The 26100-nt window shown below is 69.6% G+C and carries 22 protein-coding genes; 18 read left to right on the plus strand and 4 right to left on the minus strand.

Going from position 1 to position 26100, the window contains the following annotated elements; all coding sequences use genetic code 11:
• Positions 1–6 precede the first annotated feature (6 nt).
• A complete protein-coding gene (locus tag AC1DGC_RS05755) occupies positions 7–1215 on the plus strand; it encodes a DUF4785 domain-containing protein (RefSeq protein WP_478047400.1) in 1209 nt (402 codons plus the stop codon).
• Positions 1216–1338: 123 nt separating this feature from the next.
• On the opposite strand, the gene AC1DGC_RS05760 is transcribed toward AC1DGC_RS05755, so the two are convergent.
• Positions 1339–2169, minus strand: coding sequence for an ABC transporter ATP-binding protein (locus AC1DGC_RS05760; protein ID WP_259207919.1), 831 nt, complete (start codon positions 2167–2169; stop codon positions 1339–1341).
• Between the two features lie 149 nt (positions 2170–2318).
• Here AC1DGC_RS05760 and AC1DGC_RS05765 point away from each other — a divergent pair, with 149 nt between their 5' ends.
• The 6 genes from AC1DGC_RS05765 to AC1DGC_RS05790 all read left to right on the plus strand — a co-directional run bounded on the left by AC1DGC_RS05765 (position 2319) and on the right by AC1DGC_RS05790 (position 9977).
• The gene (locus tag AC1DGC_RS05765) at positions 2319–3521 is read left to right on the plus strand and encodes a DesA family fatty acid desaturase (protein ID WP_259207917.1); all 1203 of its coding nucleotides are present in this window, start codon (positions 2319–2321) and stop codon (positions 3519–3521) included.
• Positions 3522–3539: 18 nt separating this feature from the next.
• Positions 3540–3896, plus strand: a complete 357-nt coding sequence (locus AC1DGC_RS05770; protein WP_345780467.1) for an EF-hand domain-containing protein — start codon at positions 3540–3542, stop codon at positions 3894–3896.
• Between the two features lie 43 nt (positions 3897–3939).
• The gene (gene mutM, locus AC1DGC_RS05775) at positions 3940–4752 is read left to right on the plus strand and encodes a bifunctional DNA-formamidopyrimidine glycosylase/DNA-(apurinic or apyrimidinic site) lyase (protein ID WP_394164378.1); all 813 of its coding nucleotides are present in this window, start codon (positions 3940–3942) and stop codon (positions 4750–4752) included.
• Between the two features lie 65 nt (positions 4753–4817).
• A complete protein-coding gene (locus tag AC1DGC_RS05780) occupies positions 4818–5384 on the plus strand; it encodes an ECF-type sigma factor (protein WP_478047401.1) in 567 nt (188 codons plus the stop codon).
• Between the two features lie 63 nt (positions 5385–5447).
• A complete protein-coding gene (locus AC1DGC_RS05785) occupies positions 5448–8279 on the plus strand; it encodes a serine/threonine-protein kinase (protein ID WP_478047402.1) in 2832 nt (943 codons plus the stop codon).
• A gap of 96 nt (positions 8280–8375) precedes the next feature.
• Positions 8376–9977 carry an OpgD/OpgG family glucan biosynthesis protein gene (locus AC1DGC_RS05790; RefSeq protein WP_478047403.1) on the plus strand — a complete coding sequence of 534 codons (1602 nt, stop codon included), beginning with the start codon at positions 8376–8378 and terminating at the stop codon, positions 9975–9977.
• Between the two features lie 512 nt (positions 9978–10489).
• On the opposite strand, the gene AC1DGC_RS05795 is transcribed toward AC1DGC_RS05790, so the two are convergent.
• Positions 10490–11110 carry a thymidine kinase gene (locus AC1DGC_RS05795; protein WP_259207906.1) on the minus strand — a complete coding sequence of 207 codons (621 nt, stop codon included), beginning with the start codon at positions 11108–11110 and terminating at the stop codon, positions 10490–10492.
• A 130-nt stretch (positions 11111–11240) separates the two neighbouring features.
• Here AC1DGC_RS05795 and AC1DGC_RS05800 point away from each other — a divergent pair, with 130 nt between their 5' ends.
• From AC1DGC_RS05800 to AC1DGC_RS05810, 3 genes are all read left to right on the plus strand, one after another.
• Positions 11241–13217, plus strand: a complete 1977-nt coding sequence (locus AC1DGC_RS05800) for a UvrD-helicase domain-containing protein (RefSeq protein WP_259207905.1) — start codon at positions 11241–11243, stop codon at positions 13215–13217.
• A gap of 156 nt (positions 13218–13373) precedes the next feature.
• Entirely contained in the window at positions 13374–13907 is a 534-nt protein-coding gene (locus AC1DGC_RS05805) for a GNAT family N-acetyltransferase (RefSeq protein ID WP_259207904.1), read from the plus strand.
• A gap of 59 nt (positions 13908–13966) precedes the next feature.
• On the plus strand, positions 13967–14101 hold the full coding sequence (locus tag AC1DGC_RS05810) for a hypothetical protein (protein WP_478047404.1): 135 nt from the start codon (positions 13967–13969) through the stop codon (positions 14099–14101).
• 744 nt (positions 14102–14845) lie between these two features.
• On the opposite strand, the gene AC1DGC_RS05815 is transcribed toward AC1DGC_RS05810, so the two are convergent.
• The gene (locus AC1DGC_RS05815; RefSeq protein ID WP_259207902.1) at positions 14846–15517 is read right to left on the minus strand and encodes a YceH family protein; all 672 of its coding nucleotides are present in this window, start codon (positions 15515–15517) and stop codon (positions 14846–14848) included.
• Between the two features lie 111 nt (positions 15518–15628).
• Here AC1DGC_RS05815 and AC1DGC_RS05820 point away from each other — a divergent pair, with 111 nt between their 5' ends.
• From AC1DGC_RS05820 to plsB, 5 genes are all read left to right on the plus strand, one after another.
• Positions 15629–16552: a 5'-nucleotidase, lipoprotein e(P4) family gene (locus AC1DGC_RS05820; protein ID WP_478047405.1), complete on the plus strand. Its 924-nt coding sequence runs from the start codon at positions 15629–15631 to the stop codon at positions 16550–16552.
• Positions 16549–17280 (plus strand): orotidine-5'-phosphate decarboxylase, encoded by a 732-nt coding sequence (pyrF, locus tag AC1DGC_RS05825; RefSeq protein ID WP_394164382.1) that lies wholly within the window; start codon positions 16549–16551, stop codon positions 17278–17280. The genes AC1DGC_RS05820 and pyrF overlap by 4 nt, the downstream gene beginning before the upstream one ends.
• 319 nt (positions 17281–17599) lie before the next feature.
• Positions 17600–18427, plus strand: coding sequence for a S1 family peptidase (locus AC1DGC_RS05830; RefSeq protein ID WP_449336421.1), 828 nt, complete (start codon positions 17600–17602; stop codon positions 18425–18427).
• A 307-nt stretch (positions 18428–18734) separates the two neighbouring features.
• Positions 18735–19703, plus strand: a complete 969-nt coding sequence (locus tag AC1DGC_RS05835) for a hypothetical protein (protein WP_478047406.1) — start codon at positions 18735–18737, stop codon at positions 19701–19703.
• Positions 19703–22414 (plus strand): glycerol-3-phosphate 1-O-acyltransferase PlsB, encoded by a 2712-nt coding sequence (plsB, locus tag AC1DGC_RS05840; protein ID WP_394164385.1) that lies wholly within the window; start codon positions 19703–19705, stop codon positions 22412–22414. The genes AC1DGC_RS05835 and plsB overlap by 1 nt, the downstream gene beginning before the upstream one ends.
• Before the next feature lie 449 nt (positions 22415–22863).
• Here the strand turns inward: plsB and AC1DGC_RS05845 are convergent, their stop codons facing one another.
• On the minus strand, positions 22864–23079 hold the full coding sequence (locus tag AC1DGC_RS05845; protein ID WP_394164386.1) for a YdcH family protein: 216 nt from the start codon (positions 23077–23079) through the stop codon (positions 22864–22866).
• Between the two features lie 75 nt (positions 23080–23154).
• Between AC1DGC_RS05845 and ttcA the strand changes: the two genes are divergently transcribed.
• The 3 genes from ttcA to AC1DGC_RS05860 all read left to right on the plus strand — a co-directional run bounded on the left by ttcA (position 23155) and on the right by AC1DGC_RS05860 (position 25894).
• Positions 23155–24075, plus strand: a complete 921-nt coding sequence (gene ttcA, locus AC1DGC_RS05850) for a tRNA 2-thiocytidine(32) synthetase TtcA (protein ID WP_478047407.1) — start codon at positions 23155–23157, stop codon at positions 24073–24075.
• A gap of 45 nt (positions 24076–24120) precedes the next feature.
• Entirely contained in the window at positions 24121–25026 is a 906-nt protein-coding gene (locus tag AC1DGC_RS05855; protein WP_259207887.1) for a recombination-associated protein RdgC, read from the plus strand.
• A 79-nt stretch (positions 25027–25105) separates the two neighbouring features.
• Complete coding sequence (locus AC1DGC_RS05860; RefSeq protein ID WP_259207886.1) at positions 25106–25894, plus strand: M48 family metallopeptidase; 789 nt, start codon at positions 25106–25108, stop codon at positions 25892–25894.
• Positions 25895–26100 lie beyond the last annotated feature (206 nt).

Below are 26100 nucleotides of genomic sequence, written 5' to 3' on the forward strand. Positions count from 1 at the left end.
CACCCGATGACTTCAAGACTGACGATCGCCGCCGCCGTGGCCGCCGCGATGGTGGCGCTGCCGCTGCAGGCCGCACAACCGCTCCTGCCGGCACGCAGCACCGACCAGGTCGCCCCGCGCGTGGAGAGCGCCACGCGTCCCGCTGCCGGCATCGAGCGCGCCCCGGTGAGTTTCGCCTGGGCGCTGGACCCGTCCCAGGCGTTGAGCGCGCCGGCCCCGTTCGTGGCCACCAGCCGCAGCTACTGGGAAATGGTGGACGCGGCCACCCTGCAGCGCGGCCTGGACCTGCCGCTGACCGCCCCGGATGCGGTGATCCAGGTCAGCCCGGTGCAGGGCGCGCGTGCCCTGGCGCCCGGGCAATGGCAGGTCCGCGACCCGGCCGGTGCGCTGGCGGTGGACAAGGTGGTGGATGCGCAGCAGCTGCAGGCTGCGGGCATGAGCGTGGGCCAGGGCACGGCGATGGTGCGCACCGGGCGCAGTGCCGCCGCCGGCACCTATCGGCTGCAGAGCGCGCAGGCGCAGGGCCGCTACGTCGTACAGGTGCTGGAACCCAACAGCCGCGTGGCGCTGCACCTGCAGGCCAACCGCCAGCAGGTGCTGGCCGGTGGCAGCGTGACGTTGAGCGCGCGGCTGCTCGATGACGGTGGTACGGCGGCACTGGCCACCGGCAAGGTGGCCGGGCGGACATTGCCGGCCGGCGGTGAAGCGCTGCTGGTGGCGCCGGACGGGCGCAGCTGGCCGGTGCCGCTGGTCGCCGACAAGCAGGGGCTCAGCGCGCGCGTGGCGATCCCGCAGGATATCGGCCAGGTGCAGGGGCTGTGGGAGCTGCAGGCCTTCGTCAGCGCCAACGGGGTGCAGCGCGATGCCAAGGTCGCCTTCGCCGTGGCCCAGCCGACCGCCCGGTTCAGTGGCCAGGTCGAGGTGGACAGCGCCCGCCGCGCGGTGACCTTGCCGCTGCAGATCGGCGCGCCCGGGCGTTACGAGGCCCGTGGCACGTTGTACGCCACCGGTCCGGACGGCCAGTTGCGGCCGGTCGCGCAGGCGCACAGCGCGGCCTGGTTCGAGGCGGCCGGCAGCGCCGAACTGCAGCTGCCGTTCGCCAGCGTGCCACTGCCGCGCGGCTACGCCGCCCCGTTCGAACTGCGCGACCTGCAGCTGCAGGACCAGGGCCGGATGGCCCCGATCGAATCGCGGGCGGTGGCGGTGACGTTCTAGGCAAGCGGGAGGCGGAGGCGATGGCCTCCGTCTCCCATGCTGGCGTGACGGCACGCGTGGCTGGGAGTCGTCCGGCGCCCAGTCCGCCACGCAGGCCGGGGGGTCAACCCCCAGCCGCCGCGTTCAGCCAGCGAACGCGCTCAGGCGGCCGTCGTGTTCGATCACCTGGATCGGCCCGCCGAACACCTCCGACAGCGGACCGTCGCGCAACAGCTCGGCGCGGCTGCCATCGGCCACGATCCGGCCACCGCGCAGCAGCACCACGCGTTCGATCTCGGGGATGATTTCCTCGATATGGTGGGTGACCAGCACCAGAGTGATGCCCTCGGCGGCCAGCGCGCGCATGGTGGCGATCAACTGCTGGCGCGCGATCAGGTCCAGCCCGGTCGACGGCTCGTCCAGCAGCAGCGCCTGCGGCCGGTTGACCAGCGCCCGGGCGATCAGCACGCGCCGGGTTTCACCGGCCGACAGTTCGGCATAGCCACGCTGCAGCAGCGGCAGCGCGCCGGCCAGGGCCAGGGTCTGGCGCACGCGCTGGCGCATGTCGTCGGTGACCTCGCGGAAGGCGGGCACCACGAAGCTGGCGAAGAAGCCCGACAGCACGGCCTCCTCCACGGTCAGCCCGGGCATGTCGGCCAGGTTGCTGCTGAGGTCGCCGGTGACGATGCCCAGCTGCGAGCGCAACCGGTCCACCTGCCAGCGGTTCTGCCCGAGCACCCGCACCGCCACGCTGCCATCGGCATGCGCCAGTGGGTACAGCTCGCGGGTGATCAGCTTGATGAAGGACGACTTGCCGCAGCCGTTGGGGCCCAGCAGCGCGGTGTGCTGGCCCTGCGCGATGCGCAGGCTGAGGTCGTGCAGGACCCGGACCTGGCCGCGGATCACGCAGGCGCGGTCCAGCTCGATCAGGGGGGCGGAGGCGGCCAGGGCCGCCGGGGAGGCTGCGACTGTCATGAATGCGCGGGCATGCTCACGAAGGAGGAAATCAACTGAATAACTGCGCAAAAATCGCACCAGACGGATGAAGTTTGCAAGCGCAGGCCCCATGATGTCCGAAGGTGTACCCGTTTCCTTGCTGGCCGCCCAAGGCCTGGAGTCCTGCGATGCTCGATACGCTCCTCAACTTCCTGACCGGCGGCGTCGTCGGCCTCGGCTGGTGGGGCATGGCGCTGGTGCTGCTGGTGTTCACCCAGCTGACCATCTTCGCCGTCACCCTGTACCTGCATCGCAGCCAGGCGCACCGCGGCGTCGATTTCCATCCGGTCATCGCGCACTTCTTCCGCTTCTGGACCTGGCTCACCACCTCCATGATCACCAAGGAGTGGGTGGCGATCCATCGCAAGCACCACGCGAAGGTGGAAACCGACGAAGACCCGCACAGCCCGGTCACCAAGGGTATCGGCATGGTGTTCTGGCGCGGCGTGGAGCTGTATCGCGAAGCCCGCGCGATGCGCGCGGACATCGAGCAGTACGGCCGTGGCGCACCGGACGACTGGATCGAGCGCAAGCTCTACACCCCCCACGCCAACCTCGGCCCGGTCGCGCTGCTGGCCATCAACAGCCTCCTGTTCGGCTTGCCCGGCGTGGCCCTGTGGGCCATCCAGATGGCGTGGATCCCGTTCTGGGCCGCCGGCGTGGTCAACGGCCTGGGTCATTGGTGGGGCTACCGCAACTTCGAGTCGGCCGATACCTCGACCAACCTCACCCCGTGGGCGTTCTGGATCGGCGGCGAAGAGCTGCACAACAATCACCACGCCTTCCCCAGTTCGGCGCGTTTCTCCATGCGCCGCTGGGAGTTCGACATCGGCTGGGCGGCCATCCGCGGCCTGCAGGCGCTGCGCCTGGCCAAGGTGCTGCGCGTGGCCCCGTCCATGGACGTGCGCCCGAACATCGCCGTGCCCGATGCCGAAACCCTCAAGGCGCTGCTGTCGCATCGCTTCCAGGCCATGACCGACTACCAGCGCAACGTGTTCGTGCCGGCCCTGCGCGAAGAAGCGGCCATGGCCGGGGCCAAGCTGCGCAAGCTGCTGCCGCGCCGCATGCGCCGTGGCCTGGTCAACGATGGCCGCTGGCTCAAGCCGGACTGCCGCGCCCAGCTCAGCAGTTGGGTCGAGCAGCGCCCGCGCATCCGTGTGCTGGTGGAACACCGCGCGCGCCTGGCCGCCCTGCTCGAAGCCCGCGGCAACGACGCGGCCGAGCGCCTCAAGCTGTTGCAGGCCTGGTGCCACGAGGCCGAAGCCAGTGGGATCGCGGCGTTGCAGGCCTATGCCGCCCGGCTGAAGGGCTACGCACTGACGGCGCACTGACGGGTGCCCCGCACGCACATGCCCGCCTCGGGAAAACGCCGCCTCGCGCGGCGTTTTTCCTGCGCGCTCCTGGTGCTCGGCGCCAGCGTCGCGCAGGCGCAGGTGGCCGACACCGGCAGCTACCTGCAGCGCATGGACAGCGACGGCGATGGTCGGGTCAGCGTCGAGGAATACGTGCAGTGGATGATGTACGCCTTCGAGCGCATGGACCGCAACGGCGATGGCGTGCTCGGTGCCGATGAATTGCCCGGCGGCAAGGGCAGCCCGATCACCCGCGAACAGCAGCGGCAGACGCTGATCCAGCGCTTCCGCAAGCAGGATGCCAACGGCGATGGCTACCTGAGCGCCAAGGAACTGGCCGCGCCGCCGCGCTGACCGGCCCGCGCCCGGTCCATCGCCGGCTCGCTAGAATTGCCCCATGCCCGAACTTCCCGAAGTCGAAACCACCCGCCGAGGCCTGGCCCCGCACCTGGAAGGCCGTCGCGTGCACGGGGTGATCCTGCGCCGGCCGGATCTGCGCTGGCCGATTCCCGAGGAGATCGGCGCGCTGCTGCCCGGCCAGGCGATCGACGGCGTGCGCCGCCGCGCCAAGTACCTGCTGCTGGATACCGCCATCGGCAGCGCCGTGCTGCACCTGGGCATGTCCGGCAGCCTGCGCGTGCTGCCCGGTGATACCCCCGTGCGGGCGCACGACCACGTGGACATCAGCCTGGACAACGGACGCCTGCTGCGCTTCAACGACCCCCGCCGGTTCGGCAGCCTGCTGTGGCAACCGGCCGGCGAAACCCACACCCTGCTGGCCGGGCTGGGCCCGGAGCCGCTGGACGCTGCCTTCGACGGCGACTACCTGTTCGAGCGCAGCCGCGGCCGCACGGCGCCGGTCAAGACCTTCCTGATGGACCAGGGCATCGTGGTGGGGGTGGGCAACATCTACGCCGCCGAGAGCCTGTTCATGGCCGGGATCAGCCCGTTGCGCGAGGCCGGCCGGATTTCCCGCGAGCGCTACCAGCGGCTGGCCACGGCGGTGAAGCAGATCCTGGGCCATGCCATCACCCGCGGCGGCACCACGTTGCGCGATTTCATCAATCCCGACGGTGCGCCGGGGTACTTCGAGCAGGAGCTGCTGGTCTACGGGCGTGAAGACCAGCCCTGCCGGCAGTGCGGGCGGCCGTTGCGGCACGCCACCATCGGCCAGCGCGCCAGCGTCTGGTGCAGCCACTGCCAGCGCTGAACCCTCGCGCGCCCGTCGCCCTGCCGGCGGTATAGTCCGCCCAACGTCACCGGCGGGGGTGTGCGATGGACGAGGGCCCGGATATCACCGTATGGCTGGATTCAGCCCGCGCGGGCGACCGCGACGCGCTTGACCGGGTCCTCACCCTGCTGTACCACGAGCTGCACAGCATGGCCCGGCGTCAACTGGCTGGGCAGCAGGGGCGCACCCTGGACGCCACCTCGCTGGTCCACGAGTCCTACCTGAAGCTGCTGGGTGCCCGCGGGGGCGCCCGCTTCGAGGACCGCGCGCACTTCTTCGCCTACGCCGCCTCGGCGATGCGCAGCGTGGTGGTCGACTACGCCCGCAACCGGTTGGCGCGCAAGCGCGGCGGCGACCTCAAGCGGGTGGCCGAGATTCCCGAGAACAGCAGCAGCGGGGTGCGGCTGGACGAGGACCTGTTGGCGCTGGACGTGGCGCTGGCGCGGCTGCAGGCGGTGGACCGCCACCTGGCCAAGGTGGTGGAACTGCGCTATTTCGCCGGGCTGTCCGAACAGGAAATCGCCGACCTGTGCCAGCGTTCGGAGCGCAGCATCCGCCGCGACTGGCAGAAGGCGCGCATGTTCCTGCTGGCGTCCGTGCGCGAGGACTGATCGGCGGCAACACGGCCCCGCGTGGCGGCGTGGGCGGAGGTGCATCGTTCGGGGAGCGGATCGATGGAAGCGTTGCGCTGGCGGCAGGTGTCCTCGCTGCTGGATCAATTGCTGGAACTGCCCACGGCGCAGCGCGAGCTGCGCCTGGCGCACCTGCGTGCCTCCGATCCGACGCTGGCCGACGACCTGGAGCGGCTGCTCGCGCATGAACGCGACAGCCAGGAATTCATGGCCCAGCCGCTGTGGACCGCCGCGCCCGAGGCCAGCCGTGCCGGCAGCCTGGTTGGACCCTACCGCCTGCTGCGTCCGCTAGGCGAAGGGGGCATGGGCGAAGTCTGGCTGGCCGAGCGCGCCGACGGGCTATACCAACGCCAAGTGGCGCTGAAGCTGTTGCGCAGCGGCTACGCCGACTCCGGCCTGCGCCAGCGCTTCAGCCGCGAGCGCGAGATCCTCGCCCGCCTGCAGCACCCCAACCTGGCCCAGTTGCTGGATGCCGGGGTGGACCTGCAGGGACAGCCCTACCTGGCGCTGGCCTACGTGGAGGGCGAGCCGATCACCGCCTGCTGCCAGCGCCTGCAGTTGCCGCTGGAGCGCCGCCTGCACCTGATGTTGCAGGTGTGCGCGGTGGTCAGCCACGCCCACGCCAACCTGATCGTGCACCGCGATCTCAAGCCGTCCAACATCCTGGTCACCACCGACGGCGAAGTGAAGCTGCTCGACTTCGGCATCGCCAAACTGATCGATGACGAGGGCGCGCGCGCCGCCGCCGTGCATCCGCCGACCGAGGCGCGCGCGTTCACCCTGCACTACGCCGCGCCCGAGCAGGTGCGGGGCGAACCGGTGACCACGCTGACCGATGTGTACTCGCTGGGCGTGGTGCTGTTCGAGGTCATCACCGGCCGCAAGCCGTACCGGCTGCGCCGGCATAGCGATGCCGAATGGGAGCGCTCGATCCTGGAGGTCACCCCCCCGCGCGCCTCGGCGATGCTGCTGCGCAGCGATACCGCGGCCACCCCGGACCCGGCGGCGCGGCGGCTGGCCAGGCGCCTGCGCGGCGACCTCGACACGATCCTGCTCAGGGCCCTGCAGAAGGAGCCGGCGCAGCGCTACGCTTCGGTGGAGGCGCTGGCGGAGGACCTGCGCCGCTTCCTCCAAGGCCGCCCGATCCATGCGCGCCCGCAGCGCACCCTGTACCGCCTGCAGAAGTACATCGGCCGGCACCGCTGGGGCGTGGCGTTGGGCGCGCTGGCCGCGCTGGCGCTGGTCGGGCTGGCGGTCACCGCGCTCTGGCAGATGCAGCAGGCGCGGCGCGAGATGGCCCGCGCCCAGGCCATGCAGGAATTCACCGTGGGCCTGTTCGACCGTGCCGCCGGCGTGCGCCACGGCAGCTTCGACGTACGCCAGTTGCTGGCCACCGGGCAACAGCGCGGAGAGGCCGAACTCGCCGACCAGCCGCTGTCGCTGGCCGACCTGGAGGGCGTGATCGGGCGCCTTCGGATCGGCATGGGCGACTACCAGCTGGCCCTGCAGACCCTGGATCGCCAACGCGCCCTGCTCGAACAGGTCGACCAGGTGCCGCCGCCGTTGCAGCTGGAGGCGGTGACCCAGCGCGGCCGTGCCCTGCGCATGCTCGGCCGCTCGCGCGAGTGCGTGACCCACATGATGCCGATGCAGGCGCTGGCCAGCGCCCAGCGCGATGCGCTGCCCAGCCTGGTGGCGGAGTACCACGCCCAGCTCGGCCGCTGCCAGCAGCTGCTGGGCTACCGCGATGAAGCGCGCGTGGCGTTCAACGGCGCCCTCGGCCTGCGTCGCGACGTCCTGCACGACATCGGCGGCACCGCCGAAAGCCTGGCCGATCTGGCGGCGCTGGACAGCGATGATGGCCGCCCGCAGGCCGCCCTCGCCGGCTACCAGCATGCGCTGCAACTGCTGCAGTTGCGGGCCAGCGAGCGCCATCCGCAACTGATCACGCTGCGTCGCCATCTCGGCGAAACACTGGCCGCGCAGGGCGACCTGGAGGCGGCCGAGCAGACCCTGCACATCGCCTGGTCGGACGCGGTCAGCCTGTACGGTCCCGACCACCCCGAGACCCTGTCGATCCGACGCCTGCGCGCCGTGCTGGCGATGCAGCGCGGTGAGCTGCAGGAGGCGGCGGCGACGTTGCAGCAGGTGCACCGGCTCACCCGCCTGGCGCTGGGCGAACAGCACCGCGACACCGGGCTGAGCTGGCATGCGCTGGGCCGGCTGGCGCTGGAGCGTGGCGACAGCGACGAAGCGGTCGCCGATTTCGAGCGCGCCGTGGCGATCTGGCGGCAACCGGACTGTATCGGCCTGTTGCCACAGGGCCTGTACGACTATGGCGACGCCCTGGCCCAGGCCGGCCGCTGGCAGGCCGCGCTGGTGGCGCTGCATGAAGGCCGCCAGTGGCAGGCCGCGCAGCGTGGCGACCAGGATCCGTCGGTGCAGCGGGCTGATCGGCTGATGGCCGAGATCACCGGTACTTACGGCGACCCCCGCCAGGCCGGCGAACGCCTGGTGCAGCTGATGCGGCGCAGCGCCCAAGGCGGGCCGGAGGCCGCCGCGCAGCAGCAGGCCCTGCAACTTGCGTGGGGGCGCACGCTGCTGCGGATGGGCCAGGACGTCGAGGCACGGCGCGCGCTGCAGCCGCTGGCCGACGCGCGCGCGTCCGACCCGGCCAGCGTCGAGTTGCGCTGGCAGGCGCGCACCAGCCTGGCCGCACTGCAATGCGGCGTGTCGCCGCTGCGCGGCCGCGAGGCCCTGCTGCAGCTGCGCGATGAGGTGCAGGCCCGGCGTCCGCAGGGCGGCGCGGTCGGCCGCGGCATCGAGCAGGCCCTGCAGGCGTGCGCCAGCGCCACGCTGGCCAGCCGACGCTGAGCGTGCCGGCTGGCTGAACGCCGTGCCGCGACCACCTCGGCGAATTAACGTTCGCCTGCCTATGATGGCCGGCCCTTTCCTGCCAACGCTGCCTGCATGCAACGTCGCGACTTCATCCGCAATGCTTCCCTGGCCCTGGCCGCGATCGGCTTCCCGGCGTTGCCGGCGTGTGCCGCGCAAGGCAACCAGCTTGGGCTGCGCCGGCTCGGCCAGCCGCAGCCGTTCGATTTCGCCACCCTCAAGGGCCAGGCGCGCGCGCTGTCGCAGGCCGCCTACCAGAGCCACAAGCGCACCCTGCCCGGTCCGCTGGAGGCGCTGGACTGGGATCAGTACCAGTCCATCAGCTACCGCCAGGACCACGCCCTGTGGGCGGACAAGCCCGGCAAGTACCAGGCCAAGTTCTTCCACCTGGGCCTGTACTTCCATTCGCCGGTGCGCATGTACGACGTGGTCGATGGCACCGCGCAGCAACTGGCCTACGACCCGGCCGCGTTCAATTACGGCAAGAGCGGCTTGAAGGGCAGCCACCTGCCGGCCGACCTCGGCTTTGCCGGCTTCCGCCTCAACACCCGCCAGGACACCGACCGCGACTTCGCCGCGTTCCTCGGCGCCAGCTACTTCCGTGCGGTCGGCAAGGAAGGCCAGTACGGCCAGTCCGCGCGTGGCCTGGCAATCGACACCGGCATGGGCAAGCCGGAGGAATTCCCGGATTTCATCGCCTACTACCTGGAACAACCGGCAGCCGACTCCAACACGCTGGTGGTCTATGCGCTGCTGGATTCACCGAGCGTGGCCGGTGCGTACCGTTTCGCGATCACCAATGGCGACGTGCTGCTGATGGACATCGACTGCGCCCTGTACCCGCGCAAGGCGATCGAGCGCCTCGGCATCGCCCCGTGCACGAGCATGTACCAGGTCGGCGAGAACGACCGCCGCATGGACTGGGACTGGCGCCCGGAAATCCACGACACCGACGGCCTGTCGATGTGGACCGGCAGCGGCGAGTGGATCTGGCGCCCGCTGTGCAACCCGCACAACCTGCGCTTCAACATGTTCGTGGACAACAACCCGCGCGGCTTCGGCCTGCTGCAGCGCGACCGCAACTTCGACCACTACCAGGACGACGGCGTCTTCTACGAGAAGCGCCCGTGCCTGTGGGTGGAACCGAAGGGGCAGTGGGGCAAGGGCTCGGTGCAGCTGGTCGAGATCCCCACCGTCGATGAAACCTTCGACAACATCGTGGCGTTCTGGAACCCCGAGGCCAAGCCGCAGCCCGGCCAGGAGCTGCTGCTCGGCTACCGGCTGTACTGGGGCGCCGAACCGCCGGCGCGCCCGCCGCTGGCGCACTGCGTGGCCAGCCGTACCGGCCTGGGCGGTGTGATCGGCAAGAAGCGCGCGTACTTCTCGTGGCGCTTCGCGGTCGATTTCGAGGGCGGCGAACTGGCTGCACTGATCGACAAGGGCGAGGTCGAAGCAGTGGTCCAGGCCAGCCGTGGCCGCGTGGAGATCGTCTCCGCGCGGCCGCTGCGCGAGATCAAGGGCTACCGCGCCATGTTCGACCTGGTCCCGCCGGACGATTCCACCGACCAGATCGACATCCGCCTGTACCTGCGCAGCGCCGGCAAGACCCTGACCGAAACCTGGCTGTACCAGTACAGCCCGCCGCCAAAGGGCGCGCCGGAACGCACGTTGTACTGACCGGCCCCAGGCAGCGCGCCGATCCCCGGGTAGAGCCGAGCCACGCTCGGCTGCTCTTGGCGCACAGATCGCCGCCACCCTGATCCGCCCAAGGCAGCGCACCGATCCCCAGGTAGAGCCGAGCCACGCTCGGCTGCTCTTGGCGCACAGATCACCGCCACCCTGATCAGCCCCAGGCAGCGCGCCGATCCCCGGGTAGAGCCGAGCCACGCTCGGCTGCTCTTGGCGCACAGATCACCGCCACCCTGATCAGCCCAAGGCAGCGCACCGATCCCCAGGTAGAGCCGAGCCACGCTCGGCTGCTCCTGGCGCACAGATCACCGCCACCCTGATCAGCCCCAGGCAGCGCACCGATCCCGGGTAGAGCCGAGCCACGCTCGGCTGCTCTTGGCGCACAGATCACCGCCACCCTGATCAGCCCAAGGCAGCGCACCGATCCCCAGGTAGAGCCGAGCCATGCTCGGCTGCTCCTGCCGCCGCAATCACCGCCACGCGCCACCGCCAGTAGGCGGTCAGATCGGCAGCTTGGCCTGCGCCGGGTCGATCTTGGCTTCGCCGCGCGTGATCTTCTTGAACTCCGCACGGCTCACCGACACATAGCGCTCGTTGCCACCGATCTCCACCTGCGGGCCGTCCTGCACCGCGTGGCCGTGTTCGTCCACGCGCACGGTCATGGTGGCCTTCTTGCCGCTGTGGCAGATGGTCTTGATCTCCTGCATCTCGTCGGCCCAGGCCAGCAGGTACTGGCTGCCCTCGAACAACTCGCCGCGGAAATCGGTGCGCAGCCCGTAGCAGAGCACCGGGATGCGCAGCTGGTCCACCACCTCGCTGAGCTGCCAGACCTGGCTGCGGCTGAGGAACTGGGCCTCATCCACCAGCACGCAGCCGAGCTTGCCGTGGACCTCCAGGTCCTCCGCGATCAGCTGCTGCAGGTCGGTGTCGCGGTCGAAGGCCACGCCGTCGGCCTTCAGCCCGATCCGCGAGGCGACCACGCCGCGCCCGGCCCGGTCGTCCAGGCGGGGGGTCAGGATGGCCACGCGCATGCCGCGCTCGTGGTAGTTGTGCGCCGACTGCAGCAGGGTGGTGGTCTTGCCGGCGTTCATCGCCGAATAATAGAAATAGAGCTTGGCCATCGGCCAATTCTAGACGCCTGGCCGGCCGGCGTCGCCGCCCGCCCACGCCGGCGGACGCTTTCGTCCGCCCGCGGTGACGGTCCCGCCCAGGCCGGGCGGCCCGGTACAATGCCCCTCCCCCGGAGATGGCATGCACGGTCTCAATCCCCCCCAACGCGCGGCAGTCATGCACTGCGAAGGTCCTCTGCTGGTGCTCGCGGGCGCCGGCAGCGGCAAGACGCGCGTCATCGTGGAAAAGATCGCCCAGCTGATCGCCAGCAAGCGCTACCCGGCGCGGCGGATCGCGGCGATCACCTTCACCAACAAGTCGGCCAAGGAAATGCGCGAGCGCGTGGCCAAGCGCCTGCACGGCGGGGATGCCGAGGACGTCACCATCTGCACCTTCCATGCGCTGGGGCTCAAGTTCCTGCAGATCGAGCACGCGGCGGTGGGGCTCAAGCGCGGCTTCTCGATCTTCGATGCGGACGATGCCACCTCGCAGGTCAAGGACCTGATGTACGGGGCCAAGCCGGACGATATCGAGGACGTGAAGAACCTGATCTCGCGCGCCAAGAACGCCGGCCTCTCGCCCGAGCAGGCAATGGCGGCGGCGCGCAGCAACCGCGAGAAGGAAGCAGCCAGCGTCTACGAGCGCTACCAGCTGCGCCTGACCGCGTTCAACGCGGTCGACTTCGACGACCTGATCCGCCTGCCGGTGCAGGTGCTGGAAGAAAACCCGGAGATCGCGCTGGCCTGGCGCGAGCGCATCGGCTACCTGCTGGTGGACGAATGCCAGGACACCAACGATGCGCAGTACCGGCTGCTCAAGCAGCTGGCCGGCAGCAAGGGCAACTTCACCTGCGTGGGCGACGATGACCAGTCGATCTATGCCTGGCGCGGTGCCAACCCGGAAAACCTGCAGCAGATGGCGCGCGATTACCCCGCGCTGGAAATCATCAAGCTGGAGCAGAACTACCGCTGCTCCAACCGCGTGCTGCGCGCGGCCAATGCGCTGATCGCCAACAACCCGCACGAGCACCTGAAGAAGCTGTGGAGCGACCAGGCCGACGGCGAGCGCATCCGGGTGTGGGAGTGCCGCAACAGCGAACACGAGGCGGAGAAGGTCGCGGCGGAGATCGCGTTCCTGGCCACGTCCAAGAAGATCCCGTGGAGCGATTTCTGCATCCTGTTCCGCGGCAACTTCCAGTCGCGGCCGCTGGAAAAAGCGTTGCAGCTGGTGCGCGTGCCGTACCACATCACCGGCGGCACCGCGTTCCTTGAACGCCAGGAGGTCAAGGACACGCTGTCCTGGCTGCGCCTGCTGGTGAACCCCGATGACGATACGGCGTTCATGCGTGCGGTGCAGTCGCCCAAGCGCGAAGTCGGCGCCGGCACGCTGGCCAAGCTGGCCGAGCTGGCTTCGGAAAAGGACCTGCCGATGGCGCACGCCGCCGAGGCGATCGGTGCGCTGTCGCAGCTCCCTCCACGCGCGGCCAATGGCCTGAGCCGTTTCACCGACATCCTGCGCGACCTGCGCGCGGAGATGCCCAAGCTCAGTTCCGGCGACCTGGTGCGCAAGCTGGTGAAGGAGTCCGGCCTGGTCTCGGACCTGCGCAGTGCATGCAAGGAAGAATCGGTCTACCAGCGCCGCCTCGGCAACCTGGAGGAGTTGGCGCAGTGGTTCGAGGGCGGCCCGCGCGGTGCCACCACCGCCGACCTGGCCGCGCAGCTGGCGCTGCTCTCGCGCAACGACAAGGACGATGGCGGCAACCAGGTCCGCATGATGACCATGCATGCCTCCAAGGGCCTGGAATTCCCGTATGTGTTCATCATCGGCTGCGAAGACGGCGTGCTGCCGCACCAGGTCAGCCTGGATGAAGGCAACCTGCAGGAAGAGCGCCGCCTGCTGTACGTGGGGATCACCCGCGCCAAGGTGCAGCTGTGGATGAGTTACAGCAAGCTCACCCGCAAGTTCGGCGAGCACGTACGGCTCAAGCCGAGCCGCTTCTTCGATGAGATCCCGGCCGAGGAAATGCAGCGCGACGGCGCCGATCCCGTCGCCGATGCTGCGCGCAAGAAGGAACGCGCCAGCGCCGGATTGGCGGCGATCCAGGCATTGTTCGACTGACCCAACGCCCGGTAGAGCCGACCGTTGCTCGGCTGCCGTTCCCGAGACGCGTCGGCTGCCGTGTGCCCGCTCCAGGAGCAGCCGACCAACGGTCGGCTCTACCGTGTTCGCGGCGCGCACTGCACAATCGGGGCATCGTCCCTTGCAGTGACCCGCATGTCCGCTGTTATCCAGACCGACCGCCTGCACCTGCGCCTGATCGATCCCGACCACGATGCGGCCGACATGCTGGCCCTGCTCAACGAGCCGGGGTTCATCCGCAACATTGCCGACCGCGGCGTGCGTACGCTGGCGCAGGCCCGCGACTACACCGCCGAGCGCGTGCTTGGCAGCTACACGCTCAACGGCTTTGGCATGTACGCCATCATCCGCCGCAGCGACGGCGCGTGGCTGGGCAATGCCGGGCTGGTGCGCCGCGATGGCCTGCCGGCGCCGGATATCGGCTATGCATTGCTGTCGGAGTACGAAGGCAACGGCTACGCGTTCGAAGCCGCGCGCGGAGTGATGCACTACGCCCGCGATGTGCTCGGTTACACCGACCTGTACGGCATCGTTTCCCCGGACAACCTGCGCTCGGCCGCGTTGCTGCGCAAGCTGGGCATGGAAGACCGCGGCGACCTGCTGTTGCCGCCGCCGCACGGCGGGGATGTCGTGCTGCTGTTCGCCACGCCGGGCGCGCCGGCTCCTTGATCCCGCGTAGCCGAGCATGGCTCGGCTCTACCACGGCGAGAGATGGGTAGAGCCGAGCCATGCTCGGCTGCCTCTCAACCGCCCAACTGCTGCGCAAGCGGGGCACGGAGGATCGCGGCGACCTGCTGTTGCCGCCGCCGCATGGCGGGGATGTCGTGCTGCTGTTCGCTACGCCGGGCGCGCCGGCTTCCTGACTCCGCGTAGCCGAGCATGGCTCGGCTCTACCGGCGGTTGGGCATGGGTAACGCCGGGTCGCGCAGCCGAGCATGGCTCGGCTCTACCGGCGGTTGGGAATGGGTAACGCCGCGCCGCGTAGCCGAGCATGGCTCGGCTCTACCGCCGATTGGTAATGGGTAACACCGGGCCTCGCAGCCGAGCATGGCTCGGCTCTGCCGCCGGTTGGTCATGGGGAACGCCGGGCCGTGCAGCCGAGCATGGCTCGGCTCTGCCGGCGGTTGGTCAAGGGTAACGCCGGGCCGCGCAGCCGAGCATGGCTCGGCTCTACCGGCGGTTGGGCATGGGTAACACCGGGCCGCATAGCCGAGCATGGCCCGGCTCTACCGGCGGTTGGTCATGGGTACACCGGGCCGCGCAGCCGAGCATGGCTCGGCTCTACCGCCGGTTGGTCATGGGGAACGCCGGGCCGCGTAGCCGAGCATGGCTCGGCTCTGCCGGCGGTTGGTCATGGGTAACGCCGGGCCGCGCAGCCGAGCATGGCTCGGCTCTACCGGCGGTTGGCCATGGGTACACCGGGCCGCGCAGCCGAGCATGGCTCGGCTCTACCGGCGGTTGGCCATGGGTACACCGGGCCGCGTAGCCGAGCATGGCTCGGCTCTACCGCTGGTTGGTCATGGGGAACGCCGGGCCGCGTAGCCGAGCATGGCTCGGCTCTACCGGCGGTTGGTCATGGGTAGAGCCGAGCCATGCTCGGCTGCCTTTCAACCGCCCAACTGCGCGCGCAGCTCGGCCAGTTGTTCCTGCAGCTCGGCTACGGTGGCTTCCAGCTGCTGCACGCGCGCCTCCAGTGCCGGGTTGCCGGCGCCGCTACCGCCACCGCTGGACGATGCCGCCTTGTACTGCTCGGCCAGCGCCTGTCCATCCACCGGGCCACCCAGCAGATGCATGTAGCGGTCTTCGCGCTGGCCGCTGGCCCGCGGCAGCTGCACCGCCAGGCCGCGCTGGATCATGCGCTCGATGTGGTGGCGCAGCTCCTCGGCGTCCTGGAACTGGAACAGGCGCTCGCTGCGGGTCAGCAACTCGTTCACCGTCTGCGGGCCGCGCAGCAGCAGCAGGCCCACGATCGCCAGCTGCTGGCGGGTGAGGTCCAGCGCGCTGCCGGCGCGGTGCTCGTAGCGCTCGGCGCGCGAGGAGAACTGCTGGCGGGCCAGCCCCATCGACTCCAACTGGCGCAGCGCGTGGTGAACATCGCCAGCGGACAGGGCCATCACCGGCTCGCGTGCGGTCTTCTGGTTGGCGGCCACCTGCGCGGCGTTGACCGTGAGCGGGTAGGCGTCCGGGGTGGTCGCCTCCTTCTCGATCAGGCAGCCCAGGGCGCGGGCCTGGGCCGGGCTCAGCACGGGCAGGGCGGGGGTCTGGGTGTCGTCGGTCATGGCGCGCTCCGGGGTGTTTCAGGGGCGTGCAGCATAGCCGAGGCCCGCACCGCACATGATTGCCGCCGGACAAGCCGGTAAACTGGCGCGACTCTGTTGCTGGTGACCCCGATGCGTCGTACTGCTGCTGTTTCCCTGTCCGTGCTTGCCTGCGCCGTGATGGCGCTCAGTGCCTGCAAGCGCACCGAAGCCCCCGCCGAGGCCGCCCCGGCAGCGGTTGCCGCTGCTGCCGCGCCCGCCGCCACCGGTGACGCCGCGGTGTCCGCCAACGACAACCTCAACGCGGTGCTGTGGATGCAGCGCGCGCAGGAGTACAAGGCGATCACCGAGCAGACCTACCGCGCCGCCGCCGACCACCTGGACAAGGCGCTGAAGGAAGCCAACTGGGACGCGCTGGTACCGGAGGAACGCGGCAACGCCGCCAAGGGCCTGAAGCCGGCGGTGGTGCTGGACGTGGACGAGACCGTGCTGGACAACTCGCCCTACCAGGCGCGCCTGGTGCGCGACGGCAAGGAATACGACGAACTCAGCTGGGACCAGTGGGTGGCCGAGAAGAAGGCCAAGGCGATCCCGGGTGTGGTCGATTTCGCCAAGGCCGCCAACGCCAAGGGCGTGACCCTGCTGTACATCTCCAACCGCGCCGTGCACCTCAAGGAGGCCACCCTGGCCAACCTGCGTGCCGAAGGCCTGCCGGTCGCCGATGACAGCGTGTTCCTGGGCCTGGGCACGGTGGTGAAGGACTGCGAACAGGCCGGCAGCGAGAAGAACTGCCGCCGCCGCCTGGCCGGCCAGCAGTACCGCGTGCTGATGCAGTTCGGCGACCAGCTGGGCGACTTCGTGGAAGTCACCGCCAACACCAACGACGGCCGCGACGCGCTGCTGCAGCAGTACCACGACTGGTTCGGCGAGCGCTGGTGGATGCTGCCCAACCCGACTTACGGCGGCTTCGAGCCGGCCCAGTTCAACAATGACTACAGCCAGTCGCGCGAGGCCCGCCATGATGCCAAGCGCGCCGCGCTGGACTACGCGCCGTGAGCCGCGCCCCGCTGCCGCTGCGTGACGATCAGCGCCTGATCTTCGCGCTCGACGTGCCGGGCCGCGACGAGGCGCTGGCGTGGGTGGACCGGCTCGGCGACGCGGTCTCGTTTTACAAGATCGGCATGGAGCTGCTCGCCTCCGGCGAGTACTTCGACGTGCTCGAGGCCCTGGCCGCGCGCGACAAACGCGTGTTCGTCGATCTCAAGTTCTTCGACATCCCGGCCACCGCCGCGGCGGTGATCAAGCGGCTGTCGCAGTGGCCGGTCAGCTACGCCACCATCCACGGCTGGCACCCGGCCATGATGGAGGCCTGCGCGGCCGCCAACGGCAGCGACATGCGCCTGCTGGCGGTGACCGTGCTGACCTCGATGGGCCGCAGCGACCTGGCCGGGATGGGCATCGACCGCGAACCGGTGGACGTGGTGGTCGAACGCGCGCTGGCCGCCCAGGCTGCCGGCATCGACGGGGTGATCGCCTCGGGCCAGGAAGCCGGCCCGATCCGCGCGGCCACCGGCGCGGGCTTCTCGATCGTGTGCCCGGGCATCCGCCCCGGCGGCCCGGTCGGCGATGACCAGAAGCGCACCGTTGGCGTGGCCCAGGCGTTCGCCGACGGTGCCGATGCGATCGTGGTCGGGCGGCCGATCCGGCTGGCCAACGATCCGCGTGCGGCCGCCGAGGCGATCCAGCAGGAAATCGCCAGCGCCTGGCGCACCCGCCAGGGCTGAGGCAGCCCCGGCCGCATCCGGATCCGCGTGCGGCCTGCCCCGGCAGCCGCATCGGCCGTCCAGCGATGAACGTCATTGCGTGGTAGGGCGCTCCCCGCCGATGGCCGGCACTTGCCCGGTACTTGTCCGGCGCTCGACACGGGCGCGACCTGCACAGTCAGGCGCGCCCCTCGTAATCGCCGCGCGTCTACCTCGGGAAACCCCGCGTCGCCCGCCAACAGTGCAGCGCGCCGCAGTTCGCCGCGCCCCTCCTGCGATGGAATGAATCCTGCCGGCACGACGTTGCCTGGCGATCCCATCATTGCAATGGAGGTGCTGCATGCATGTGTTTACCCGACTGGCCCTGGCCACCGGCGTCCTCGGTCTTTCCCTCGCCGCGCAGGCGGCTCCCGCACCGCTCAATGGCGCGCCCCTGCGGCCATTGATCATCGGCGGGGTGGATGCGTCGCCTGGCCAGTATCCCTTCATGGTCAGCCTGCAACGGCTGGACTTCGGCGATTCGGACCATACCCGCCACTGGTGCGGCGCCACGCTGATCTCCCCGTCCTGGGTACTCACCGCCGCCCACTGCGTGCAGGGGGCCAAGCCTGCCGGCTACGCGGCGCTGGCAGGGGCCACAGCGTTGGACACCACCGCGCGCAAACGCACGTCCAACATCCGTGCGATCCACGTCCATCCGGCCTTCAACAGCACCACGCTGGCCAATGACGTGGCGTTGATCCAGCTGCGCAAGCCGGTCGAGGGCCTCGCCCCGGCCCTGATGCTGGAGGGCAGCGACAGCGGCTATCTGCGGACCGGCCGCATGTTCGACGTGATCGGTTGGGGCGATACCGGGCTGGAGGGCGCGGCCGGCTCGCCCACCGTGCTGCAGACAGTGAAGACCCCGTTCGTCCCCTTCAAGACGTGCCAGCAGGCGTACCCGAGCCTGCAGGCCGGCACGTCGATCTGCGCCGGCACCGAGGGCATCGACAGTTGCCAGGGCGATTCCGGTGGCCCGCTGCTGGTGCAGCGGCGCGGCGCCTGGACGGTGCTGGGCGTGGTCAGCTGGGGCCAGGGCTGCGCCCAGGCGGGCTATCCGGGCGTGTATGCCCGGCTGGCCGATGGCTACGTGCGCGACTTCATCACGGCCACCTGGACCGGTGACTGACGGCCGGTAAAGCCCGCCCGTTGGACGCGGCGGACGACCCTGCGGGTGCACCGCCGCTGGCGGCGCAGGGACGTTCGCCGTCACGCGCACGCCGGGCGTCGTGCGCAGACTTCACCGGCTCGGGCCAGGCTGGGGCGCCCTGCCAGCGACTGCGTCCACCCACGCCTGGCCACGTTGCCCACACCAGAATGAAATAACGATAGGGTTCAATAACTTGGACCCGCCGGCCCGCATCCCGGCGGGGCCCGGCTTGCCGCTGCGGGGGCGCAGGCCGCAAGATGCGGACCGGTCCGGGGAGTCCGAATTCATGTCCATGTCGTTGAAGTCGTGGCAGTACCGGGGGCATGCGTTGGCGCTGGCCCTGTGCGGGGTGGTGCTGCTCAGTGCCTGCAAGGGCGATCGGATCGATCCGGACACACCCGCGGCCGAGCCGGTCGCGGCCCTGCAACAGCTGGCCCGGCAGGTGGCCGACAACGACCTGCTCGGCTACGCGCGCGCCTCGGTGCCGCCCGCCGACTACGCCCGCCTGCAGGTGGCCTGGGCACAGGGGCACAGCCGTTGGCCACTGACCGAACTGCCGCTGGATGGGCAACTGCTGCCGATGCTGGCCGCGCTGTCGGCGCCGGACGCCCCACAGCGCCTCCAGCGCTCGTTCGACGCACAGATTGCCGGCCAGGCCACCGGGATGCGCCAGGCGGCGCATTCCATGGGCCTGTTCGGGGTGGAGTACCTGCGCAACCAGACCGACTACACCGATGCCCAGCGCGCCCACTACAGCCAGGTGGTGAACGCGCTGAGCAAATGGGCCGCCGCTGCGCCGCTGACCGACAAGCAACGCGCCAAAACCACCATCACGCTGTTGACTGCCACCGCGCGGACCACCGGGCTGTCCACCGACGAACAGTTGCAGGCCGCCGGCATGGAGGCATCGCTGCGCCGCCTGGGCCCGTTCTTCAAAGCCTTCAAGACCGCGCTGGCCAGCTATGGGTTGTCGCTGGACGGGGCGCTTACCGGCCTGCGCGGCGAGGTCGTGTCGGAATTGGGCGATGATGCCGTGGTCCGCGTGCAGTACCCGCTGGCCGGCGAACAGATCGAAGCGCAGGTGCGGATGACCCGCCGCGATGGCCACTGGTATGTGAGCCGCACCCTGGAGGACGCGCAGGCGCTGCTGCAGGCCGCACAGGCCCAACAAGCTGAACATGATGACCCGCAGTCGGCTGAAGCAGAGGCCGCCGCGCAGGTCAAGGACGGTGCTTCTGCACCGGCTAAGCCATAATGAAGCCGATGCCGAACCAGAATCCCCTGCCTTTCCCCGGCGAAGAGCCGCCCAAGACGCCGGACGCTTCGTCCGCGTCGCCCGACAGCGTGGCCGCCACCGGCGCCCCGGCCGACCCCGGCCAGGCGAGCGCCGCTGCCGCCGCCGTGCCTGCCGAGGCCGAGCCGGGCGCGGTCGCGCCGGCCGCCATCGTGCCCGGTACCCGTGCCCCGGTGGGCCGCCGCCCGTGGTGGGCACGCCTGCTCGGCCGGCTGGTCGAGCCGTGGCTGTCGCTGAAGATCGAACCGGAACAGCCCGGCCAGTACAACGACGGCCGCCCGGTGGTCTACGTGCTGGAAGACTACGGCCTGTCCAATGCGCTGATCCTGGACAAGGCCTGCCGTGAGGCCGGCCTGCCCTCGCCGCTGGTGCCCATCGCCGGTGATCCGACCGGGCGCAAGCGCGCCTACGTGGCGTTGTCGCGCCGGAGCAGCAGCAACTCGCTGATCCCCGAGCAGCGCGGTGCCAAGACCCACTCCGATTCGCTGGCCAAGGTGCTCCAGGCCCATCGCGCACGCGATGAGCTGGACGTGCACCTGGTCCCGGTATCGATCTTCGTCGGCCGCGCGCCGGACAAGCAGAGCGGCTGGTTCGCCGTGCTGTTCTCGGAAAACTGGGCGTTGGTGGGCCGTTTCCGTCGCCTGCTGGCGGTGCTGCTCAATGGCCGCAGCACCATCGTGCGGTTTGCCCCGCCGATCTCGCTGCGCAGCACGATCAACGAGGGGCTGGACCCCGAGCGCACCGTGCGCAAGCTCCAGCGCGTGCTGCGCACCCACTTCCGCCGCATCCGTGAGTCGGTGATCGGGCCGGACCTGTCCACCCGCCGCCTGCTGGTGGACAAGGTGCTGGACGCGGACACCGTGCGCGAGGCGATCGCCTCGCAGGCCAAGCGCGACAACTCCAAGCCGGCCGATGCGTGGAAGAAAGCCCACGCCTACGCCTGGGAGATCGCCGCGGACTACTCCAGCCCGGCGGTGCGGTCGGCCAGCTTCATGCTCAGCCATGTCTGGAACCGCATCTACGCCGGCGTACTGGTCCACCACCTGGACAAGTTCAAGGCGGCCGCGCCCGGGCACGAAGTGGTTTACGTGCCCAGCCACCGCAGCCACATGGACTACCTGCTGCTGTCCTACCTGCTGTACGACCGGGGCATCGTGCCGCCGCACATCGTGGCCGGCATCAACCTCAACCTGCCGGTGGTCGGCACCTTGCTGCGCAAGGGCGGGGCGTTCTTCATCCGGCGCTCCATCCGCGGCAACGCGCTGTACTCGGCGGTGCTCAGCGAATACGTGGCGCAGCTGGTGGCCGGTGGTTACTCGATCGAATACTTCGTCGAAGGCGGCCGCTCGCGCACCGGGCGCCTGCTGCAGCCCAAGGGCGGCATGATCTCGATGACGCTGCGCGCGTTCCTGCGCCAGCCGCGCAAGCCGGTGCTGTTCCAGCCGGTCTACATCGGCTATGAAAAGCTGATGGAAGGCGGCAGCTACCTGGACGAACTGTCCGGGCGGCCCAAGGAAAAGGAATCGATCTGGTCGCTGCTGTGGTCCATCCCCAAGGTGCTCAAGCAGAACTACGGGCAGGTGGTGGTGAACTTCGGCGAGCCGATCGCGCTCAACGACGTGCTGGCCCGGCAGGCGCCGGAGTGGAACGGGCAGCCGGTGGGCGAGGACGAGAAGCCGTCGTGGCTGTCGGGCACGGTCGACCACCTGGCCGAGCGCATCCAGGTGCACATCAACGGCGCCGCCGACGTCAACCCGATCAACCTGCTGGCGCTGGCGCTGCTGTCCACGCCCAAGCACGCGATGGGCGAGGCCGACCTGATCGCGCAGATCGAACTGTGCAAGACGCTGCTGGTGGAGATGCCGTATTCGGACCGGGTGACGGTGACCCCGCACTCGCCGGAGCGGATCATCGCCCACGCCGAAGAAATCAACGTGCTCACCCGCATCAAGCACCCGCTCGGCGACGTGCTCAGTGTCAGTGGCGACACCGCGGTGCTGCTCAGCTACTTCCGCAACAACGTCATCCACCTGTTCACGGCGTCGTCGTGGGTGGCCTGCTGCTTCCAGAACAACCGCCGCATGAGCCGCACCGGCCTGGTCCAGTTGGGCCGCACGGTGTATCCGTTCCTGCAGGCCGAGCTGTTCCTGCCGTGGACCGAGGACGAGTTTGCCCAGCGTATCGAGCAGACCATCAACGTGTTCGTGCGCGAAGGGCTGCTGCAGAACATCAACGACGACGACGGCGGCATCCTGGCCCGCAACACCGGGCAGACCGACGAGGTGTTCCGCCTGCGCGCGATCGGCCACTCGTTGCAGCAGGCCTTCGAGCGCTATTACATCGCCATTTCGGTGCTGGTGAAGAACGGCCCCGGCACGCTGGGCGCGGCGGAACTGGAAAGCCTGTGCCAGCAGGCCGCGCAGCGCCTGAGCCTGCTCTACGCACCCGCCGCGCCGGAATTCTTCGACCGCACCTTGTTCCGCGGCTTCATCCAGAAGCTGCGCGAGCTGCGCCTGGTGTGGCCGGACGAGAACAGCAAGCTGCTGTTCGACGCGCGCCTGGATGCCTGGGCCAAGGATGCCAAGTTCATCCTGGGCCGCGAACTGCGCCACACCATCGAACGGGTGAGCCCGGAAGCGGCCAAGCCGGAAGAACCGGTCAGCACGGATTGACGGACGCGGATGCGCCGAGGCGTATCCGGACGTATCCGGATCTTGACGTATCCGGATCTCGACGTATCCGGATTTCGACGTATCCAAATCTTATTGCGTTCGCCAGCAATTCGTAGGTACCGACCGTTGGTCGGTACCCGCGCGCAAGCGCGGCACACGCGCCCGGAGACCAAGCAACGCGGCGTGCACCGTCTGACCGACGCTGACCACCGTCCGAAGCTGCATGCCAAGGTTCATGCCGCCGGGGCTGACGGCAGCCGACCAACGGTCGGCTCTACGCTTCGGAACATCGGCGGGGAGCGGGGGCTGACGGCAGCCGACCAACGGTCGGCTCTACGCTCTGGAACATCGGTGGGGAGCGGGGCGGACGGCAGCCGACCAACGGTCGGCTCTACGCTTCGGAACATCGGTGGGGAGCGGGGCTGACGGCAGCCGACCAACGGTCGGCTCTACGCGGGTTCGTCGGGGATCAACATGTCCGCCAGCCGGGCGATGCAGTCCTTCAACTGCAGTTTGCGCCGTTTCAGGCGCTTGGCCTCCAGCTCGTCATCGCCGTTGGCGGCCATGCGCTGGATCTGTTCGTCCAGCATGCGGTGCTCCTGCCGGAGCTCGGCAAGGCGGGCGCTGATCTGCTCGGGTGTCAGGGTATCCACGGTCTCGAGCATACACATCCGCGATGATGCCCGGGAGTGAACGCAGTCACTTCCTGGCGGCCGTGGCGGTCGGCGCGAGCCGGTAGAATGAAGGCCATGAGTGTCGTCCTTGCCCTGCCCGATCCCGTCCCGCGCGCCCGCGATCCGCGCGCGGCCGACGCCGTGCAGGACAAGCTGGCGCGGCGCCTGCGCCGCCAGGTCGGCCAGGCCATCGCCGATTTCGGCATGATCGAGGACGGCGACAAGGTGATGGTGTGCCTGTCCGGCGGCAAGGACAGTTACACCCTGCTGGACGTGCTGCTGCAGCTGCAGAAAAAGGCGCCCGTGCGCTTCGAGCTGGTCGCGGTGAACCTGGACCAGAAGCAGCCGGACTTCCCCGCGCACGTGCTGCCCGCGTACCTGGCGTCGATCGGCGTGGCGTACCAGATCATCGAGCAGGACACCTATTCGGTGGTCAGCCGGGTGATCCCCGAAGGCCGCACGATGTGTTCGCTGTGCTCGCGCCTGCGCCGCGGCGCGCTGTACCGCCATGCGGCGGAAAACGGCTTCAGCAAGATCGCCCTCGGCCACCACCGCGATGACAGCGTGGCCACGTTCTTCCTCAACCTGTTCCACCACGCCAAGCTGTCGGCGATGCCGCCCAAGCTGCGCAGCGACGACGGCCGCCACGTGGTGATCCGCCCGCTGGCCTACGTGGCCGAAGACGATATCCGCGCGTATGCGCAGGCGCGCGCGTTCCCGATCATCCCGTGCAATCTGTGTGGCAGCCAGGACACGCTGCAACGCCGCCAGGTCGGGCAGATGCTGCAGCAGTGGGAGCAGCAGCACCCCGGCCGCATCGACCAGATCGCCCGCGCGCTGGGCACCGTGGAGCCTTCGCAGCTGGCCGATCCCACGCTGTTCGATTTCATGGCGCTGGGGCGTGTCGACGCCGCAACGCCGCCTGTGCCGTCGGCCTGGACCGACGGTGCGCCCGCCGACAGCGGCGGCGCGTCCGGGCTGTCCTGAGCCGGCCAACACCCCGCCTTCCCTTCACCTCTATTCCGGACTTCCATGTTCTTTCGCAACCTGACGCTGTTCCGCTTCCCGACCGCCACCGATTTCTCCGAGGTAGATACGCTGCTGCCGCAGGTGCTGCTCAAGCCGGTCGGCCCGCTCGAAATGAACTCCCGTGGTTTCATCTCCCCGTTCGGCCGCGAGGAAAAGACCGTGTTCTCGCACCGCATCGGCGATGCGCTGTGGCTGACCGTGGGCGGTGAGGACAAGATCCTGCCGGGCGCGGTGGTCAACGACCTGCTGGCGCGCAAGCTCGAGGAAATCGAGGAAAAGGAAGGGCGCAAGCCCGGCGGCCGCGAGCGCAAGCGGCTCAAGGACGACCTGCTGCACGAACTGATGCCGCGTGCGTTCGTGAAGAGCTCGCGCACCGACGCGCTGATCGACCTGACCCACGGCTACGTGGCGGTGGACAGTTCCAGCCGCAAGACCGGCGAGAACGTCATGTCCGACATCCGCGGCCTGCTCGGCAGCTTCCCGGCGATGCCGCTCAACGCCGAAGTAGCGCCGCGCTCGATCCTGACCGGCTGGATCGCCGGTGAAGCGCTGCCGACCGGGCTGAGCCTGGGCGAAGAGTGCGAGATGAAGGACCCGGCCGAGGGCGGGGCGGTGGTCAAGTGCCAGCACCAGGAACTGCGCTGCGACGAGATCGACAAGCACCTGGACGCCGGCAAGCAGGTGACCAAGCTGGCGCTGGTGTTCGAGGACAACCTGTCCTTCGTGCTGGGCGATGACCTGATCGTGCGCAAGCTGAAGTTCCTGGACGGTGCACTGGACCAGCTCGAACACGCCGACGACGATGGCCGCCGCGCCGAACTGGACGCCCGTTTCGCCCTGCAGAGCGGCGAAGTGCGGCGCCTGTTCCTGTTGCTGGAAGAGGCCTTCAAGCTGAGCAAGGCCGACTGACGCACGGGCGCCGCCCCCCGGGCGGCGCCTGAACAGCGCGCAGTCATGCGCCGGCCACCACCGGCGCTATGCTGTACCCATGTCCGGATTCCTCCGCCGCCTTATTTCGCCGGCTGCCCCCACCCTGCAGCGCGACACGGTACGACTGCGCCTGGAAGACGCCGAGATCGATGTGCTGCGCGTGCGCGACCCGCGTGCGCGCCGGATCAAGCTCAGCGTGGACGAGCGCGGCGTGCGCCTGACCTTGCCGCCACGGGCGAGCCTGGTGATGGGTGAGCGGTTCCTGGAACAACACCGCGACTGGCTCTCAACCCAGCTGCGCAGCTACCAGGCGCAGAACCTGCCGGCACCGCTGGTGATCGGCGAACCCGGGCAGCTGCCGTTGCGCGGCGAGCTGCTGCCCCTGCGCTGGGAAAGCGGCCGCTACGCGCACCTGCAGGTGGACGCCGATGGCGCGTGCCTGCACTGGCCGGCACGTGGCACCGATGCCACGCTGCGCCGCACCCTGCGCGAATTCTATGAGGCACAGACCCGCGCCGACGTGGGCCGGTGGCTGCCGCGCTACCTGCCCGGCCTGCCGCGCGCACCGGCGCGCCTGCGGCTGAAGGTGATGTCCTCGCAGTGGGGCTCGCTGGCCCCGGACGGCAGCATGGCGCTGGACCTGGCGCTGGTGCTGGGGCGGCCGTCGGCGTTCGAGTACGTGCTGGTGCATGAGCTCTGCCACCTGATCCAGGCCAACCACTCGCCGGCGTTCTGGGCCGAGGTGAGCCAGCGCTTTCCGGACTGGCATGCCGAGCGGGATTACTTCCAGCTCGAAGGCCGGCGCCTGAAAGCGATGCTGCGGCAGCTGCTGACCCCGGCAGCGTAGCGCCACGCCATGCGTGGCGGCTGTTGGCGGCGGTGCATGCGCCCCCGCGGTCGGCGTAGGTGGGTGTCATCGTGGGTGCGTCGGCAGGCAACGCGAGACGGTGGCTGCGGATGCCCGGCCGCGCTGGCGCGCGGTCTCCACGCATGGCGTGGAGCTACGGGGTGGCGATCGGTTTCGGTAGGGCTGTGCGGCGTTGGCGAGGGCCG

This window comes from Stenotrophomonas sp. 05N37 (assembly GCF_056397365.1).